Here is a 16432-nt window from a genome sequence, read left to right on the forward strand (position 1 = left end):
TTTTTATTTCAGGTGCTGTTCGATTTTCGACAGCGCCGTCAGCAGCTCTTTGAGTTCGAGCATTTTTTCTTTGGAAAGCACTTGCTCAATGGCATCGTAACGTTCGTCCACTTGCGCGCCGATGGATTCGAAAAGTTTTCTCCTTCGTTTGTCAGCTTCAAATAGACGCGGCGTTGGTCGTTGGACGGCTTCAGACGCACGACGAGGCCTGCTTTTTCCAAGCGGGTCAAAATGCCGGTCAGGCTGGGGCGCAGGATGCATGCTTGATTGGCAAGGTCTTGAAAGTCCAATGTGCCGTTTTCGGCAAGCAGGCGGATGATTCGCCATTGCTGGTCGGTGATATTGGCTTGGTTCAGAATAGGACGGAATTGGGTCATCAACGCTTCCCGCGCTTGAATCAGGCCGATGTTAATAGACGCATGTTTGGATTGGTTGGGCATGAGGGGTCTCCGTTGTTACCGATAAACAAACCTTTGAAGCGTGGAGGCAGATTTGTAAAGGCTGTATTGTCATTATAAGAGCCCTGTGAAAGCGGCGGATGCGTGGGAGCAAAGTATCAAACCAAAAATCAGATAACATTCCGTAAGTTTGTTTTGATAGTAATGTTCCGTATTTTCTTATGTTTGTATATTAGTCTATTTTTGACATAACCTCAACAAAATCATCAGTTGCGCTGGCAAGGGGCGGTTTATTTTTTCAATAAACGAATATTTACTTCGCAGGGTCATGTACTGCGCAGGATTTGAGTTCTTTATATATTAAAGGATTTAACAGGATAGCATTAATAGAACAGATCCGATATGAAAATTCTGGTGCGCAATCCCCAATAAGTGTTGATTCCTGAGGTAAAGTGAACCATTTTTCCGTTTTTAATCAGGATAATGCTCGGGGTAACGGAAACTTTCCATTTTTGCGCCAAGCGTCCGTCGTTGTCGTTGACCGTAGGAAAGTCGAGATGTTTTTCCGACATATAGGTACGGATATGCTCATCCGCACCGGAGTGCAGGGCAATACCGACAACAGGAATGCCGTCTTCGGCAAGCCGGGAAATAGTAGGCGAGGTATAGGCGCAGATATGGCACCAGTCTCCCCATACATAAAGGACGGCGGTACGGTTTGTACTAAGTAAGGCAGGTGTCAGCGTTTCTCCTGAAAGCAGGTGCAGCGGTTCGGACGACATTTGCACGGGCGGTTCGGGTTTGCGCCACCAATCGGCAGCGGCCGATAAGACGGCAAAAATGACTACTGCCTGTAAAAAAGATAAGGAGAGTGATTTGATGCGTGATGGCAGGCGTTTCATTTTTGAGGGATGAGTAGAGGAAAAAAGGGGATGATACTTTGTTTTGATGCAATATTTCATAAAATTACCTAATGGGTCGTCTGAAAAAACGGATGATGGGAAAGGTATAACTGGATTGATAAAACATTAATTACATCAAACTACATTTTTGATATAATTCGGGTCGCAAACCTTTATCCAACCGTAACAGAGGAAAAACCATGGGCATTAAAGTCGCCATTAACGGATATGGCCGCATCGGCCGCCAAGTATTACGCGCCATCTACGATTACAACCTGCAAGACCAACTTGAAGTCGTCGCCGTCAACGCCAGCGGCAGCCTCGAAACTAACGCCCATCTGACCAAATTCGACACCGTTCACGGCCGCTTTAATGCCGACATTTCCCACGATGCGACCCATCTCATCATCAACGGCCGCAAAATCCCGTTCTTCTCCACCCGCAACCCCGCCGAACTGCCCTGGCGCGACTTGGGCGTGGACTTGGTGATGGAATGCACCGGCTCGTTTACCAGCAAATCCAAAGCCAATGTCCATCTCGAAAGCGGTGCGAAAAAAGTGCTGATTTCCGCACCGGGCGAGGCTGACGTTGACGCGACCATCGTTTACGGTGTGAACGATGATATCATCACCGACGACATGACCGTCATCTCCAATGCTTCCTGCACCACCAACTGCCTTGCCCCCGTTGCCAAAGTATTGAGCGAAAACATCGGCATCGTCAAAGGTGCGATGACCACCATTCACGCCCTGACCAACGACCAAACCGTGACCGACGTGCGCCACAAAGACTTGCGCCGCGCCCGCAGCGGTGTGGAAAACATGATTCCGACCAAAACCGGCGCGGCAAAAGCCGTCGGTTTGGTCTTGCCCGAATTGAAAGGCAGGCTCGACGGCCTCGCCATCCGCGTGCCGACCGTCAATGTTTCATTGGTGGATTTGAGCTTCCAAGCCGCGCGCGATACGAGTGTCGAAGAAATCAATGCGCTGATGAAGGCCGCCTCAGAAGAAGGTCGTCTGAAAGGCGTATTGGGCTACAACACGCTGCCGCTGGTGTCTATGGACTTCAACCACACCACCCAAGCCAGCACCTTTGACGCAACGCTGACCAAAGTAACCGACGGTAATATGGTTAAAGTGTTTGCCTGGTACGACAACGAGTGGGGCTTCAGCTGCCAAATGCTGAATACCGCCCGCCGTATGTTCGGTTTGGAAGTACGCCCGTTTGAATAAAACGGATTGTCGAAGATGCCAAAAGGTCGTCTGAAAACCATGATTGGATTTTCAGACGACCTTGGATTCGGATTTCAAGTGCAACACTAGGGTACCAGTGGTTGGAACAGATTTAAGAATAAAACACTTGGCGTTTCGTAGCCAAGTGTTTTTCTCGGCCGGTGGTTCAACTCATCTTGAACCCTGCGTATCTCCCGATCGCTGATGTTTCGGAAATCGGTTTGTTTGGGGAAATATTGCCGGATGAGTCCATTGGTGTTCTCATTCAGCCCTTTCTCCCAAGAATGGTAAGGGCGGCAAAAATAGGTTTTCGCCTTCAAGGCTTTGGCTATTTTGGTGTGTTGGTAGAACTCTTTGCCGTTATCCATGGTGATGGTGTGGACTCTGGCTTTATATGCCTTTAATACCCTAATGGCCGCCCGGGCAGTGTCTTCGGCTTTTAAGTTCTTTAATTTGCAGATGATGGTGTAGCGGGTAGTGCGTTCGACCAAGGTCAATAACGCGCTTTTCTGATTTTTGCCGACGATGGTGTCGGCCTCCCAATCGCCGATGCGGGTTTTCTGGTCGACGATAGCAGGTCGGTTTTCTATGCCGACGCGGTCGGGCACTTTGCCTCTGGTCCATGTGCTGCCGTAGCGTTTGCGGTAGGGTTTGCTGCATATTCTGAGGTGTTGCCACAAAGTGCCGCCGTTGCTTTTGTCTTGGCGGAGGTAGCGGTAAACGGTGCTGTGATGGAGTGTGATCCCGTGGTGTTTATGCAGGTAGGCACATACTTGTTCGGGACTGAGTTTGCGGCGGATAAGGGTGTCGATGTGTTGAACCAGCTGCGAATCGAGCTTATAGGGTTTTCGCCGGTGCTGTTTGGTCAGCCGGTTTTGCCGTTGGGCTTTATCGGCGCTGTATTGCTGTCCTTGGATGCAGTGCCGCTTGATTTCTCGGCTGATGGTGCTTTTGTGGCGGTTGAGCTGTTTGGCGATTTCGGCGATGGTGCAGTGGCGGGACAGGTATTGGATATGGTATCGTTCGTCTTGGGTCAGTTGTGTGTAGCTCATGGCAATCTTTCTTGCAGGAAAGGCCGTATGCTACCGCATACTGGCCTTTTTCTGTTATGGAAAGTTGCACTTCAAATGCGAATCCGCCGACCTTTTCTATTTATCCGCTTGTTTTCGTTCCGGATTGAGCCAGTGCCATTGCTCGCGCAATGTTTGTTCCAATGCCTTTTGTTTTTCTTTGGGATTGTTCAGTCCGTGGGTGATACGGTTGTAGTCGAGTGTAACGGATGGATTGGCGACATTGCCCCGTATTTTGAGCGGTATGGGCTTGGCTGAAGGATTGAGCGTGTTGCGGATAAGCAGATCCTCGGATAGTTCTTGCGTATTCAGATCGGTGTAGCCGTTGCTGACTATGTACAGATGTTCGGAAAACAATTCGGTATTGATGTGGTGGCTGATGCCCTTGTCGATTTCGCTATTGAGGGTAAAACGGTTGAAAGGGGTTTGGGCATGCTCGCCGCCGGGGTGCTGTGCGGAAATACCGTTTTTGAGGATATGGTTTATATCTATACCTTTCCATGCCCCATTCAAAATATTGAGGGTCAGCATCCCTTGTAGGGATTGGATGAGTTGCTTGCGATTGTTGCCCCGTGCCGTCAAATCGATGACGGCATCTCCGTTGCCGCTGAAGCTGTGGAAACCGAACAAATCTTGCAACAATGGTCGGATTTGTACGTTTTGGGCATCTTGTTGGAGATGGTAGGTAGGCGGAGTTGTGTTTGCCATACTGATACCGCCTTCTGTCTGACCACCGTAGAGGCCTGCTTTAAAATGGCTTAGGGCGATGTGTTCTTTGTCGGCATTCAGCAGGGTTTCAATATTGTCCAGTTGCAGGCCGGGTATTTGGACATTGCCGATTTTGATGTTGGCATCAATTTGTGGGATTTGGCCATTGTCGAGGATTGTAGGGTAGCCTGATCCGGAGTTTGCCTGTATATCGTCCCAGTAGGGGAGCAGTGAGAGTTTTTGCAGGGCAACCCCTGCTTCCAAAAGAGGGGATTCTCCTTCCGTTGTTTGATATTTGAATGCAAGCGCAAGGGGTTGGCGGTCGAATGTACCTTTGAAATCCCCTTGCCAGTTTTCTTTGCCGTTCCAGTTGAATGAGCCGGTTAACTGGCTGATAAAGCGCGGATTGGGTAGGCGGTTGACCGTATCCTGCAATGTGGTCAGATTGATTGAGGATGATTGCAATCCCTTGTTTTGCTGCCACAGTAGAGGGCCTGTCAGGGTTAAACTGGTTTGATGGGCGGCATTTTTGTGGCTGGCGTTGAATTCAAAGTTATCCAATTTGGCAACACTGGTACGGATGCTTGCTTTGTCTAATTTGAACGAGCCGTTCCATTGGCTTTCCGGCTTGCCTGCTGTAAATGCACCATTGAGCGATGGGATATTCAATACGTTGTTTTTAAAGGATAAACGGGGAATTTGCGCGGTCAGGTGAAAATTTTGGGCGGGATTATCCGTGCGTAGGCTGAGGTTGTCTGCTTTTAGGGAGTCGTTTTCAGACGACCATGTCCATGTACCGCTTCCATCAACGGACAGTTTGCTTTCTTTTTCAGCAACAGATGCTTCCCAAAGTAGATTGGGAATGCTCCAACCGGTTTCAGAGGCATTGAGCACGCCGCTACCCTGCCATTGGATAGGTTGATTTGGGCGGCGCAGACTGCCGTTGATTTTGAAAGGGCGGCCGTCAGCACCGTCGTTGCGGACGTTTAGATAGAAGTTGTCGATAATATGTGCTTGTCCTGCAATATTCATATGCAGAGAGCTGTTTTCTATAATCAGACGGTTTAAAGAGGTAGGGTGGGAAGGATGTAACAGGTCTTGCAGGTTCCATTTTCCGTCCTCGGTGCGCGATAACACGGCATCTGCGCCTGTAATAACCCATTTTTCGATGAAAGGGTAATCGTTCCACAGACTGCTCCAGCCTAGACCGATACGGGTCTCTTTGATGTGTAAGGCGGTTTGGTTGCTATGAGGTTGGGTAATGGTAACGTTTTTTAGGGTGACGGTAGGACGGGGAAACCAGCTTCGGCGGATGTCGCTGCTGAAGCGGATATTCCGTCCCGTTCCGCTGAAGGCGTTTTGTACGGTTGTTTCAATTCGTTCGGGGGTAAACAGGGCATAAACCGATGCATACAGGGCGGCTGCGGTACAAACAAGCAGTATGACCGCAGTTACGACTGTTTTCAGCCAAAATTTTCCTGAATTAAGCAGAGGATTTTTCATGCGTAAAGGCAATAAGGTAACATAGCTGAAAGTATAGCACATGACATTTGGGATAATGCGGATAGGGGATTAAGGGTAAATGTAAGGTGTGAGTGGTAGGCCTTGTAGCGGGCAGGTCGTCTGAAAGCGGTAGTATGCTAATATTGTCGTCTGTTTCAGGAGATATATGATGATTATTGTGATGGGTAAGAATGCTTCTCAGGAGTCGGTAGAGGGAGTAATCGGTTTTATCCGTAATAAGGGCTTGAAAGAGCATGTCTCTCGGGGGGAAGAGCGGACGATTATCGGTGCGGTTGGTGATGAGCGGGTGTTCCGTCCAAATGAATTGGAACGTTTGCCCGATGTGGAACGCGTTGTCCGGGTATTGAACGATTGGAAAATTATCAGCCGTGAGGCAGACGAGGAAGACAGCAGGATTGTTATACGGGGTGTGATATTCGGCGGAGTGAAGCGGTTGGATATTACTGCCGATACGGACAGGGCGCAAAAGGCGGATGCAGTATTTGTCGATCCGTTTTACCTTCCGGCGCGCCCTTATGAAAAAGTGGACGAGCAGCGTGAAAACTTACGGGTTCGGGCGATTGTTCAGGAAATTTCTGATTTACAGAAAACAGGCAAGCCCGTCATTGTCCGTATCCGTGATGTTCGCCAGATAGATGAGGCCTTGTCTGCCGGTGCAGATATTTTGTATTTGGGCGGCAGTATGATGACCAATCGGACGCTTTTGGATGAAGTAGGTCGTCTGAATACGCCGGTAGTGTTGTGTAAAGACAAGCATCATCGTGTTGATGATTGGTTGGTAGCGGCAGAACATATCGCTTTGCGCGGTAATAGCCATATTATGCTCGGTGAAGCTGGGACGCTCAGTTTTGAGCCGGAACATGCCTATCGTTTGGATGTCGATGCCATCGTTCGGGTCAGGAAAGTGTGCCGTCTTCCGGTTATCGCCAATATTACCCGTCTGTGGCACAACGATATGCCTCAGGAAATATTGTATCGTTTGGCAGCGGCAGCAGGTGTGAACGGGATTATCAGCGGGTAAGAGATATATCCAGCAATAGGGAATATGGTGATTTACTTGAAAATAAAAAACAGAACAGCGAAAACTGTTCTGTTTTTTTATTTTCAGACGACCTCATGGATTTAGCCATTGAAGAGGTCGTCTGAAACTGCTTTACCTACTTGAGACCTTTGCAAAAAAGCCCTTCCCCCGACAGCCGAAACCCAAACACAGGTTTTCGGCTGTTTTCGCCCCAAATCACTCCTAATTTTACCCAAATACCCCCTTAATCCTCCCCGGATACCCGATAATCAGGCATCTGGGCCGCCTTTTAGGCGGCAACAGGCACACTTAGCCTGTTGGCCGCTTTCAACAGGTTCAAACACATCGCCTTCGGATGGCTTTGCGCACTCACTTTATAGTCAATTAAAAACAAAATAGTACAATAATCAACTTTGAAGGTCTAACCATGGCATACTCTGCGGACTTAAGAAACAAAGCTTTAAACTATAGTGGATTAAATTTAAACCAGTACGGCGTTGCCTCGCCTTGCCGTACTATTTGTACTGTCTGCGGCTTCGTCGCCTTGTCCTGATTTAAATTTAATCCACTATATTACGAACAATGCAAAAACATCAGCCAAACCGCAGCAACGTTTAACTTGTCAAGAAACACGCTTTACCTGTGGATTCGCCTTAAAAAACAAACAGGCAGCCTAAAACATCAAGTTACCGGTCTAAATGCCGTAAAATTGGATAGGCAAAAACTGGCTCAATATGTTGAGCAGCACCCGGATGCCTATCTGCATGAAATCGCCAAACATTTTGATTGTACGCCAGCCGCCGTTTGCTATGCACTCAAACAGATGGGGATGACGCGCAAAAAAAGACCACCACTTACAAAGAACAAGATCCGGCCAAAGTAACGCATTATTTGACACAGCTGGCCGAATTTTCCGGCTACCAACGTGTTTATTTGGATGAAACAGGATTTGACCGCTACCTGTTCCGTCCCTATGCCCGCAGCCCGAAAGGGCAAATAGTGAAAGCGCAGATAAGTGGAAAAAGATACCGACGCTTATCTCTGGTGTCCGCACAAGTCGGCAACCGGCTGATTGCTCCGATGGTTTATCAAAATACGATGACCGGAGTCTTTTTTGAAGCGTGGTTTCAGCAATGCCTACTGCCTGCATTGACTCAAAAATCGGTGATTATTTTAGATAATGCACGATTTCACCGTATGGGTGTCTTACGGAAAATGGCGGAAAAATGGGGACATAAGGTATTGCCTCTTGCACCTTATTCACCTGAGCTCAACCCGATTGAGAAGGTGTGGGCAAATATTAAGCGGTATCTGCGAACCGTATTGTCTGATTACGCCCGATTTGACGATGCGTTACTGTCCTATTTTGATTTTAATTGACTATAATCAGTCCAAAATAGGCTGCTCGGGCGTAGCGGAATTTACGGTGCAGCGTCCCAAAGCTTTGTTCCACCACATAACGGGTCTTCGACAAATATCGGTTACGTTTGGTTTGCGCTTCCGTCAGCGGACGGTTGCGGCAGGCTTTGCGCATAATGCCGTCTAACAACTGATGCTCTTTCAGATGTTGCCGGTTTTCCTTACTGTCGTAGCCTTTGTCGGCATAGACGGTCGTACCTTCGCTTAGAACGTGTTCATTGTCTCAGCCTCTGCTGTAAACTATCGGCATGAACAGAAAAACCTACCCAAGCGATATCAGTCGCGAGCAATTTGCGCCTCTCCTTCCCCTGCTGGAAAGTGCCCGTAAACGCACAGCGCCACGCCAGGTGGACTTGTACGATGTCTTTTGTGCCATTCTCTACCTGCAACGCACTGGCTGCTCCTGGCGCGCTTTGCCGGGCGACTTCCCCAAATGGCGCACCGTGCATTCCTACTTCCAGAGATGGACCGAACCACGCGAGAGTGGCATCAGCATCCTTGAGGAAGCATTAAAAAAATCAGGTAGTTGCGGAGCACCGCAAGCAGGGGCGCCATGAAGCAACTACTTTCCTGATTATTGATGCGCAGAGTGTGAAGAACACGGATACCGCCATGGAAAAAGGCTACGATGCGGGCAAGAAGGTTAGCGGTATCAAGCGACATATAGCGGTTGACACGCAAGGTTTGCCGCATGCCCTTGCGGTAACGACGGCGGATGTTACGGATAGAAAAGGCTGCCTGGTGGCATTGGAACGTGGGCGGGATAATCTTGGTGCGATACAAAAAATCCTTGCTGACGGTGGTTACACGGGTAAGGCATTTGCTTCGTCGGTACAGGAGTTGATTGGTGCGGAGGTAGAGATTGCCAAACGAAACGAATTGCACCGTTTTGCAGTATTGCCGAAGCGATGGGTAGTAGAGCGCAGCTTTTCCTGGTTGGAAAAGAACAGGCGGCTTTGGAAAAACTGCGAGCGTAAGTTGAGTACCAGTCTGCAAATGGTAGCTTTGGCTTTCTTGGGAGTCCTGCTACGAAGACTATGAACACGCTCTTAGGCCTTCCAACAAAGGGGACAGATGGTTGCACTCATGGACATTGGCGGGGGTGATGTGCAGTTTCTCGATATAGCCTTCCTCATCGGTACGGGTATGTTGTTTGTAACCGAGTTTGTAGAGGCCGTTTTTCTTTGTCCAGCGGGCATCTTTGTCCTTACTCGGTGTGGTTTGGCCGCTGACTTGTCCTTCATCGTCGACTTCTATGGCCTGACGCTGTTTGCTGCCGGCGGTCTGAATAATGGTGGCGTCAACGACGGCGGTGGATGCCTTCTCTACTTTTATAGTCAATTAAAAATAAAATAGTACAATACTCAACTTTGAAGGTCTAACCATGGCATACTCTGCGGACTTGAGAAACAAAGCTTTAAACTTTTACGAACAATGCAAAAACATCAGCCAAACCGCAGCAACATTTAACTTGTCAAGAAACACGCTTTACCTGTGGATTCACCTTAAAAAACAAACAGGCAGCCTAAAACATCAAGTTACCGGTCTAAATGCCGTCAAATTGGATAGGCAAAAACTGGCTCAATATGTTGGGCAACACCCGGATGCCTATCTGCATGAAATCGCCAAACATTTTGATTGTACGGCCGCCGCCGTTTGCTATGCACTCAAACAGATGGGAATGACGCGCAAAAAAAGACCACCACTTACAAAGAACAAGATCCGGCCAAAGTAACGCATTATTTGACACAGCTGGCCGAATTTTCCGACTACCAACGCGTTTATTTGGATGAAACAGGATTTGACCGCTACCTGTTCCGTCCCTATGCCCGCAGCCCGAAAGGGCAAATAGTGAAAGCGCAGATAAGTGGAAAAAGATACCGACGCTTATCTCTGGTGTCCGCACAAGTCGGCAACCGGCTGATTGCTCCGATGGTTTATCAAAATACGATGACCGGAGTCTTTTTTGAAGCGTGGTTTCAGCAATGCCTACTGCCTGCATTGACTCAAAAATCGGTGATTATTTTAGATAATGCACGATTTCACCGTATGGGTGTCTTACGGGAAATGGCGGAAAAATGGGGACATAAGGTATTGCCTCTTGCACCTTATTCACCTGAGCTCAACCCGATTGAGAAGGTTTGGGCGAATATTAAGCGGTATCTGCGAACCGTATTGTCTGATTACGCCCGATTTGACGATGCGCTACTGTCCTATTTTGATTTTAATTGACTATAGTTTTTTTTCGGCCAGTTGTCGGTTAATCAGTTCCAGCAATTCGGACAGGGTGTCGTCTTGCGCCAGCCAGTTGCGGTAGCGGCATAAGGTGCTGTAATCGGGGATGCTCAGTTCGTCGAAACGGCAAAACAGGTTGAAGTCGATGCGGGTGATGAGGCTGTGTTCGAGCTCGGGATCGGAGAGGCTGTGCCATTGTCCGAGCAGAATGGCTTTGAACATGGACAACAGGGGATAGGCGGGACGGCCGCGGTGGTCTCTAAGGTAACGGGTTCTTTGACGATTCAGGTACTGCTCGATCGGTTGCCAATCAATCACCTGATCCAACTTCAATAGTGGGAAGCGGTCGATGTGTTTGGCAATCATGGCTTGTGCGGTTTGTTGGAAGAAGGTGCTCATAGGAAATCCCCTAAATGTCTTGGTGGGAATTTAGGGGATTTTGGGGAATTTTGCAAAGGTCTCTACCCGTTAAACATTCACGGTCTCGGCTACTTCGTTGTAGCTGTCAATTTCGTTGAAGTTCATGTAGCGGTAGATTTGGTCGCCCTGTTCGTTGATGATGCCGATGTTGGCTTGGTATTCTTCAACGGTCGGGATTTTACCCAGTTTGGAACAAATCGCCGCTAACTCTGCCGAGCCGAGGTAAACGAAGGTGTTTTTACCCAAGCGGTTCGGGAAGTTGCGGGTGGAAGTGGACATGACAGTTGCGCCTTCGTGTACTTGGGCTTGGTTACCCATACACAATGAGCAGCCCGGCATTTCCATACGCGCGCCGGCGCGGCCGAGTACGCCATAGTGGCCTTCGTCGGACAACTCTTTCGCGTCCATTTTGGTCGGCGGCGCTACCCACAGGCGTACGGGAATATCGCTCTTGCCTTCCAAGAGTTTGGAAGCGGCACGGAAGTGACCGATGTTGGTCATGCACGAACCGATGAACACTTCGTCGATTTTGGTGCCGGAGCGTTCAGACATGAAGCACACGTCGTCCGGGTCGTTCGGACAGGCGATAATCGGCTCTTTAATGTCGTCCATGTTGATTTCAATCACGGCGGCGTATTCGGCATCTTTATCCGCTTCGAGCAGTTCCGGGTTCGCCAGCCATTTTTCCATGGCTTTGATGCGGCGTTCCAAAGTACGCGGGTCTTGATAGCCATCGGCAATCATGTTTTTCATCAACACGACGTTGGATTTCATGTACTCGATAATCGGCTCTTTATTGAGCTTCACGGTACAGCCGGCGGCGGAACGTTCGGCGGAGGCGTCGGTCAATTCAAAGGCTTGCTCTACTTTCAAATCAGGCAGGCCTTCGATTTCGAGGATGCGGCCGGAGAAGATGTTTTTCTTACCGGCTTTAGCAACGGTCAGCAAACCTTGTTTAATCGCATAAAGCGGAATGGCGTTCACCAAATCGCGCAAGGTTACGCCCGGTTGCAGCTTGCCGCTGAAGCGTACCAATACAGACTCAGGCATATCGAGCGGCATCACGCCGGTGGCTGCTGCGAAAGCAACCAAGCCGGAGCCTGCGGGGAAGGAAATACCGATAGGGAAACGGGTATGGCTGTCGCCGCCGGTACCGACGGTATCGGGCAACAGCAGGCGGTTGAGCCATGAGTGGATCACGCCGTCGCCCGGACGCAGAGATACGCCACCACGGGTAGAAATAAAGGCGGGCAGTTCTTTATGGGTTCTCACATCGACAGGTTTGGGATAAGCCGCGGTGTGACAGAAAGACTGCATCACCATATCGGCGGAGAAGCCCAAACAAGCCAAGTCTTTCAACTCGTCGCGGGTCATCGGCCCGGTGGTGTCTTGCGAGCCGACCGTAGTCATGCGTGGTTCGCAGTAAGTACCCGGGCGCACACCTTGCCCTTCGGGCAGACCGCAGGCGCGACCGACCATTTTTTGTGCCAACGTGAAACCGGCTTTGCTTTCGGCAGGTGCTTGAGGTAGGCGGAATTCGGTGGAAGCAGGCAGTTTCAAGGCTTCGCGCGCTTTGGCGGTCAGACCGCGACCGATAATCAGGTTGATACGGCCGCCGGCTTGCACTTCGTCCAGCAATACTTGTGATTTCAGGCTGAACTCGGCAACGGTTTCGCCGTTTTTCACGATTTTGCCTTCGTAAGGCAGAATATCGACGACATCGCCCATTTTCAGCGCGGAAACATCGACTTCAATCGGCAGTGCACCGGAGTCTTCTTGAGTATTGAAGAAAATCGGTGCAATTTTGCCGCCCAAGCAGACGCCTCCGAAGCGTTTGTTCGGTACGAACGGGATGTCTTCGCCGGTATGCCAAATCACGGAGTTGGTCGCGGATTTACGAGAAGAACCGGTACCGACCACGTCGCCGACGTAGGCAACGGGATGACCTTTGGCTTTAAGTTCTTCCAACAATTTAATCGGACCGACTTCGCCCGGTTTATCGGGATTGATGCCATCGCGCGGGTTTTTCAGCATGGCCAGCGCGTGCAGCGGAATATCGGGACGGCTCCATGCATCAGGAGCGGGAGAGAGGTCGTCTGTATTGGTTTCGCCGTCAACTTTGAAGACGGTTACGGTGATTTTTTCGGGAACTTTGGCGCGTGAAGTAAACCATTCGGCATCTGCCCAAGATTGCAAAACTTCCTGCGCGTATTTGTTGCCTTTCTCGGCTTTTTCCTGAACGTCGTGGAAAGAATCGAACATCAGAAGCGTATGTTTCAAGCCTTTAGCAGCGATTGGCGCGAGTTTGTCGTCGTCCAAGAGTTCGATTAAGGCGTGAATGTTGTAACCGCCGAGCATCGTACCTAAGAGTTCGGTAGCATATTCGGGGGAAACCAGTGGGCTGGATGCGCTGCCTTCGGCAACGGCAGCCAGGAATGAGGCTTTGACTTTGGCGGCATCGTCCACACCAGGCGGAACACGGTGGGCAAGCAGTTCGACCAAGAATTCGCCTTCGCCTGCGGGCGGGTTTTTCAGCAGCTCAACCAAATCGGCGGTTTGCTGCGCGTTCAAAGGGAGGGGTGGGATACCGAGGGCGGCGCGCTCGGCGGCGGCTTTGCGATAGGCTTCTAACATCTCTTTGTTCCTTTTTTCTGTTTTTTCTTCTGACCGTTGCAAATGATTTGCAATCAAAGAATTGTAAACAATTCTTTTGGGTATCATAGACCAGTTTGGCAAAAATTGGAATATTTATGTTATCGGATGTAATAGATGTTTGCTATTGAAACGAATTATCTTGAAAAAACAAAAAGGTCGTCTGAAAACAGGGTTTCAGACGACCTTTTATATTTTATCGGTATGATCGATTCGTTCTTTTACCGAGCGTTTGCCTGATATTCGCTCCCGTCTTCGCGCAGAAGCTTGGGTTGTTTGCCTTTCTCAATCACGTCTTTATCGATGACAACTTTGGTTACGCCTTTCAAATCAGGCAGTTGATACATGGTATCCAACAGGCAGCGTTCAACAATGGAGCGCAGGCCGCGCGCGCCGGTTTTACGTTCCATTGCCTGACGGGCGATGCTGCGCAGGGCTTCTTCTTCAAATTCCAATTCAACATTTTCCATGCCGAACAGGGTTTGATATTGTTTCACCAAAGCATTTTTCGGCTCGGTCAGGATGTTGACCAATGCGTCTTCGTCCAATTCCGCCAACGTGGCGATGACGGGCAGACGACCGATTAACTCGGGAATCAGACCGAATTTAATCAAGTCTTCAGGCTCAACGATTTCAAACAACCCGGTAATGTCGGCATTTTCGTCCTTGCTGTGAACGGACGCACCGAAACCGATACCGCCTTTTTCAGTACGCTGACGAATCACTTTTTCCAAGCCCGCAAACGCGCCGCCGCAGATAAACAGGATATTGGTCGTATCAACGTTGATAAATTCCTGATTCGGATGTTTGCGGCCGCCTTGGGGCGGAACGCTGGCAACCGTACCTTCAATCAGTTTCAGCAAGGCTTGTTGCACGCCTTCGCCGGATACGTCGCGGGTAATCGACGGGTTGTCGCTTTTACGCGAGATTTTGTCGATTTCGTCGATATAAACGATGCCGCGCTGGGCTTTTTCGACATCAAAATCGCATTTGCCCAAAAGCTTGGTAATGATTTGTTCGACGTCTTCACCGACATAACCCGCTTCAGTCAGCGTGGTCGCGTCCGCCATGACGAACGGTACGTCCAGTTTGCGCGCTAAAGACTGAGCCAACAGCGTTTTACCCGAACCGGTCGGACCGATAAGCAGGATGTTGGATTTCGACAATTCGACGTTGCCGTTGGCTTTGGGATGGCGCAGGCGTTTGTAATGGTTGTACACCGACACCGCCAAGGCTTTCTTGGCTTGTTCCTGACCGATAACGTGATCGTTGAGGTTGGCGACGATTTCGGCAGGCGTGGGCAGCTTGTTGTTCGGATGGGACGCATCCGTTGCAGATTTGTCTGCGGAGAGGTCGTCTGAACTTTGCAGCATCACGCCGCAAGTTTCTACACATTCGTTACAGATAAAAGCGTTTTCGCCTTCAATCAGGTTTTTGACTTCATGCTCGGATTTTCCGCAAAACGAGCAGGAGCGTTTTTCTTCAGTCATAATTTATCTTCTGTTTTCAAGCAATATCGGCAAACCGTCATCCGAATGCTGCGGGAACGGTTTTCGGCAAAGTCGGTAAGTATAATCAGTATCTTAAGGTTTATCAAATACCGTATGGCAAGCTGTTGGGCGTAAGGTTTTCAGACGACCCTCCGACGCATGGCAACACGCCACAATTTCCCATCCTTAAGATTGTTTCCAATTTGGGAAAAAGATGCAAACAAACGCAAAAAAGCCATATTAAACTTTACATTTTGTTGTATTTTAAGCAAAATATCCCCTTTAATAATTCAATTGTCTTAAATTCTACTGGTTGAAGTATGTCGGTTATGAAATTTTATAAAACCCTGAGTGCAGCCTGTTTGGGTATGGCGTTGACTGTCGCCGCCGCCCCTGCCGCTGCAGACGATATGGACGTTTTGGGTCAATTTTTGGAACAAAATTTTCCAACCCAAAATGACCCGATGGAAGCTTTCGCATTAAGCCACGCACAAAAAATCGAGGCTCAGGCGATGATGGCGGGGCCGCTTTTGACATCGCAGGCTGCTTTGATTTTCAACAACAAAACAGGTGAAATCCTGTATCAGAAAAACGCAGATCGCGTGATGCCGATTGCGTCCATTTCCAAACTGATGAGCGCAATGGTCGTTTTGGACGCACGGTTGGATATGAACGAGCCCATTACCATTACTGCCGATGAAATCGACCGCTTGAAGGGTACAGGCAGCCGCCTTGCAGTCGGCACAACACTGACGCGCGGCGAATTGCTGCACCTGAGCCTGATGAGCAGCGAAAACCGCGCAACCCACGCGCTGGGCCGCACCTATCCGGGCGGTATGTCGGCGTTTGTTGCTGCCATGAATGCCAAAGCGCAAAGTCTTGGCATGTATAGCAGCCGTTTCTACGAACCTACCGGCCTAAATTTCCAAAACGTATCAACCGCCAACGATTTGAACCGTATGGTCGCCGCGGCAAGCAAATATCCGCTTATCCGCAAAAACTCGACCTCCAACTACGGCTCGGTTTGGACGGCAAACGGCCGCCAAAACTATAAAAACTCCAACGCCCTCGTCCGCGAAGGCAGCTGGAACATCGAGCTTCAGAAAACCGGTTATATCCGCGAAGCAGGACGCTCGATGGTGGTTAAGGCAAATGTTCAAAACCAACCGATTACCATCGTATTGCTGAACTCGCCAACCTCGACAACCCGCGTAAACGACGCGCGTAAGATCGAATCGTGGATGTTGCAGCGCCGCTCTTGAAATATTTGTTATGCCGTCTGAAAATCAGGCGGCATTTTATTTTACGGTCAAGTGGGTGAAAACGGAAGGCGTTTTGTACGGTTTTGATTTCAATCTTTT

Annotated in this window: 11 protein-coding genes and 5 pseudogenes; 6 read left to right on the top strand and 10 right to left on the bottom strand. The window is 49.4% G+C overall.

All coding sequences use genetic code 11. From position 1 onward, the window contains the following. Nucleotides 1-3: 3 nt before the first annotated feature. Nucleotides 4-440: pseudogene (gene hpaR, locus MON37_RS02815) on the bottom strand (homoprotocatechuate degradation operon regulator HpaR). Nucleotides 441-781: 341 nt separating this feature from the next. Next, on the bottom strand, nt 782-1300 hold the full coding sequence (locus MON37_RS02820; protein WP_039407726.1) for a protein disulfide oxidoreductase: 519 nt from the start codon (nt 1298-1300) through the stop codon (nt 782-784). A 200-nt stretch (nt 1301-1500) separates the two neighbouring features. On the opposite strand from MON37_RS02820, the gene gap reads away from it, so the two are divergent. Next, on the top strand, nt 1501-2532 hold the full coding sequence (gene gap / locus MON37_RS02825) for a type I glyceraldehyde-3-phosphate dehydrogenase (protein WP_039407728.1): 1032 nt from the start codon (nt 1501-1503) through the stop codon (nt 2530-2532). Between the two features lie 86 nt (nt 2533-2618). On the opposite strand, the gene MON37_RS02830 is transcribed toward gap, so the two are convergent. Beyond that, nucleotides 2619-3584, bottom strand: a complete 966-nt coding sequence (locus tag MON37_RS02830) for an IS30 family transposase (RefSeq protein ID WP_242883652.1) — start codon at nt 3582-3584, stop codon at nt 2619-2621. A gap of 96 nt (nt 3585-3680) precedes the next feature. After that, entirely contained in the window at nt 3681-5813 is a 2133-nt protein-coding gene (locus MON37_RS02835; protein ID WP_070635703.1) for an AsmA family protein, read from the bottom strand. A gap of 169 nt (nt 5814-5982) precedes the next feature. On the opposite strand from MON37_RS02835, the gene MON37_RS02840 reads away from it, so the two are divergent. After that, the gene (locus MON37_RS02840; protein WP_029609510.1) at nt 5983-6855 is read left to right on the top strand and encodes a chorismate mutase; all 873 of its coding nucleotides are present in this window, start codon (nt 5983-5985) and stop codon (nt 6853-6855) included. 466 nt (nt 6856-7321) lie between these two features. Here MON37_RS02840 and MON37_RS12400 read toward each other — a convergent pair. Further along, nucleotides 7322-7428 (bottom strand): annotated as a pseudogene (locus MON37_RS12400) (IS5/IS1182 family transposase); the annotation flags it as partial. 19 nt (nt 7429-7447) lie between these two features. Here MON37_RS12400 and MON37_RS02850 point away from each other — a divergent pair. After that, nucleotides 7448-8235 (top strand): IS630 family transposase gene (locus MON37_RS02850; RefSeq protein ID WP_242883819.1). Its coding sequence is split into 2 segments (ribosomal slippage): nt 7448-7703 and nt 7703-8235, totalling 789 coding nucleotides; the frame shifts between segments, so codons are not numbered across the junction. Here MON37_RS02850 and MON37_RS02855 read toward each other — a convergent pair. Next, a pseudogene (locus MON37_RS02855) lies at nt 8231-8482 on the bottom strand (transposase); the annotation flags it as partial. The gene MON37_RS02850 and the pseudogene MON37_RS02855 sit on opposite strands and share 5 nt — an antisense overlap. A 40-nt stretch (nt 8483-8522) precedes the next feature. On the opposite strand from MON37_RS02855, the gene MON37_RS02860 reads away from it, so the two are divergent. After that, nucleotides 8523-9315, top strand: a protein-coding gene (locus MON37_RS02860) for an IS5 family transposase (RefSeq protein ID WP_234403659.1) whose coding sequence is annotated in 2 segments (ribosomal slippage) — nt 8523-8786 and nt 8788-9315 — 792 coding nt in all. Because the reading frame shifts where the segments join, the coding sequence is not laid out codon by codon here. Between the two features lie 9 nt (nt 9316-9324). On the opposite strand, the pseudogene MON37_RS02865 reads toward MON37_RS02860, so the two are convergent. Continuing rightward, nucleotides 9325-9609: pseudogene (locus MON37_RS02865) on the bottom strand (transposase); the annotation flags it as partial. 49 nt (nt 9610-9658) lie between these two features. Here MON37_RS02865 and MON37_RS02870 point away from each other — a divergent pair. Beyond that, nucleotides 9659-10506 (top strand): IS630 family transposase gene (locus MON37_RS02870; protein WP_242883759.1). Its coding sequence is split into 2 segments (ribosomal slippage): nt 9659-9974 and nt 9974-10506, totalling 849 coding nucleotides; the frame shifts between segments, so codons are not numbered across the junction. 3 nt (nt 10507-10509) lie between these two features. Here the strand turns inward: MON37_RS02870 and MON37_RS02875 are convergent. The 3 genes and pseudogenes from MON37_RS02875 to clpX form a co-directional block, all read right to left on the bottom strand. Next, nucleotides 10510-10908 (bottom strand): annotated as a pseudogene (locus MON37_RS02875) (transposase); the annotation flags it as partial. A 69-nt stretch (nt 10909-10977) separates the two neighbouring features. After that, nucleotides 10978-13563 carry a bifunctional aconitate hydratase 2/2-methylisocitrate dehydratase gene (gene acnB / locus MON37_RS02880; protein WP_039407947.1) on the bottom strand — a complete coding sequence of 862 codons (2586 nt, stop codon included), beginning with the start codon at nt 13561-13563 and terminating at the stop codon, nt 10978-10980. Between the two features lie 239 nt (nt 13564-13802). Further along, complete coding sequence (gene clpX / locus MON37_RS02885; protein WP_039407944.1) at nt 13803-15071, bottom strand: ATP-dependent Clp protease ATP-binding subunit ClpX; 1269 nt, start codon at nt 15069-15071, stop codon at nt 13803-13805. A 368-nt stretch (nt 15072-15439) separates the two neighbouring features. Between clpX and MON37_RS02890 the strand changes: the two genes are divergently transcribed. Then, a complete protein-coding gene (locus MON37_RS02890) occupies nt 15440-16333 on the top strand; it encodes a serine hydrolase (RefSeq protein ID WP_372338587.1) in 894 nt (297 codons plus the stop codon). Nucleotides 16334-16432 lie beyond the last annotated feature (99 nt).

The sequence above is a fragment of the Morococcus cerebrosus genome (assembly GCF_022749515.1).
In the GTDB taxonomy this organism is placed as follows: Bacteria; Pseudomonadota; Gammaproteobacteria; order Burkholderiales; family Neisseriaceae; genus Neisseria; species Neisseria cerebrosa.

Bases quoted from the DNA above. Each gene is read 5' to 3' on its own strand.
- MON37_RS02830 (WP_242883652.1), bottom strand. From the start codon at position 3,584: ATGAGCTACACACAACTGACCCAAGACGAACGATACCATATCCAATAC.
- gap (WP_039407728.1), top strand. From the start codon at position 1,501: ATGGGCATTAAAGTCGCCATTAACGGATATGGCCGCATCGGCCGCCAA.
- MON37_RS02840 (WP_029609510.1), top strand. From the start codon at position 5,983: ATGATTATTGTGATGGGTAAGAATGCTTCTCAGGAGTCGGTAGAGGGA.
- MON37_RS02820 (WP_039407726.1), bottom strand. From the start codon at position 1,300: ATGAAACGCCTGCCATCACGCATCAAATCACTCTCCTTATCTTTTTTA.
- MON37_RS02890 (WP_372338587.1), top strand. From the start codon at position 15,440: ATGGCGTTGACTGTCGCCGCCGCCCCTGCCGCTGCAGACGATATGGAC.
- acnB (WP_039407947.1), bottom strand. From the start codon at position 13,563: ATGTTAGAAGCCTATCGCAAAGCCGCCGCCGAGCGCGCCGCCCTCGGT.
- MON37_RS02835 (WP_070635703.1), bottom strand. From the start codon at position 5,813: ATGAAAAATCCTCTGCTTAATTCAGGAAAATTTTGGCTGAAAACAGTC.
- clpX (WP_039407944.1), bottom strand. From the start codon at position 15,071: ATGACTGAAGAAAAACGCTCCTGCTCGTTTTGCGGAAAATCCGAGCAT.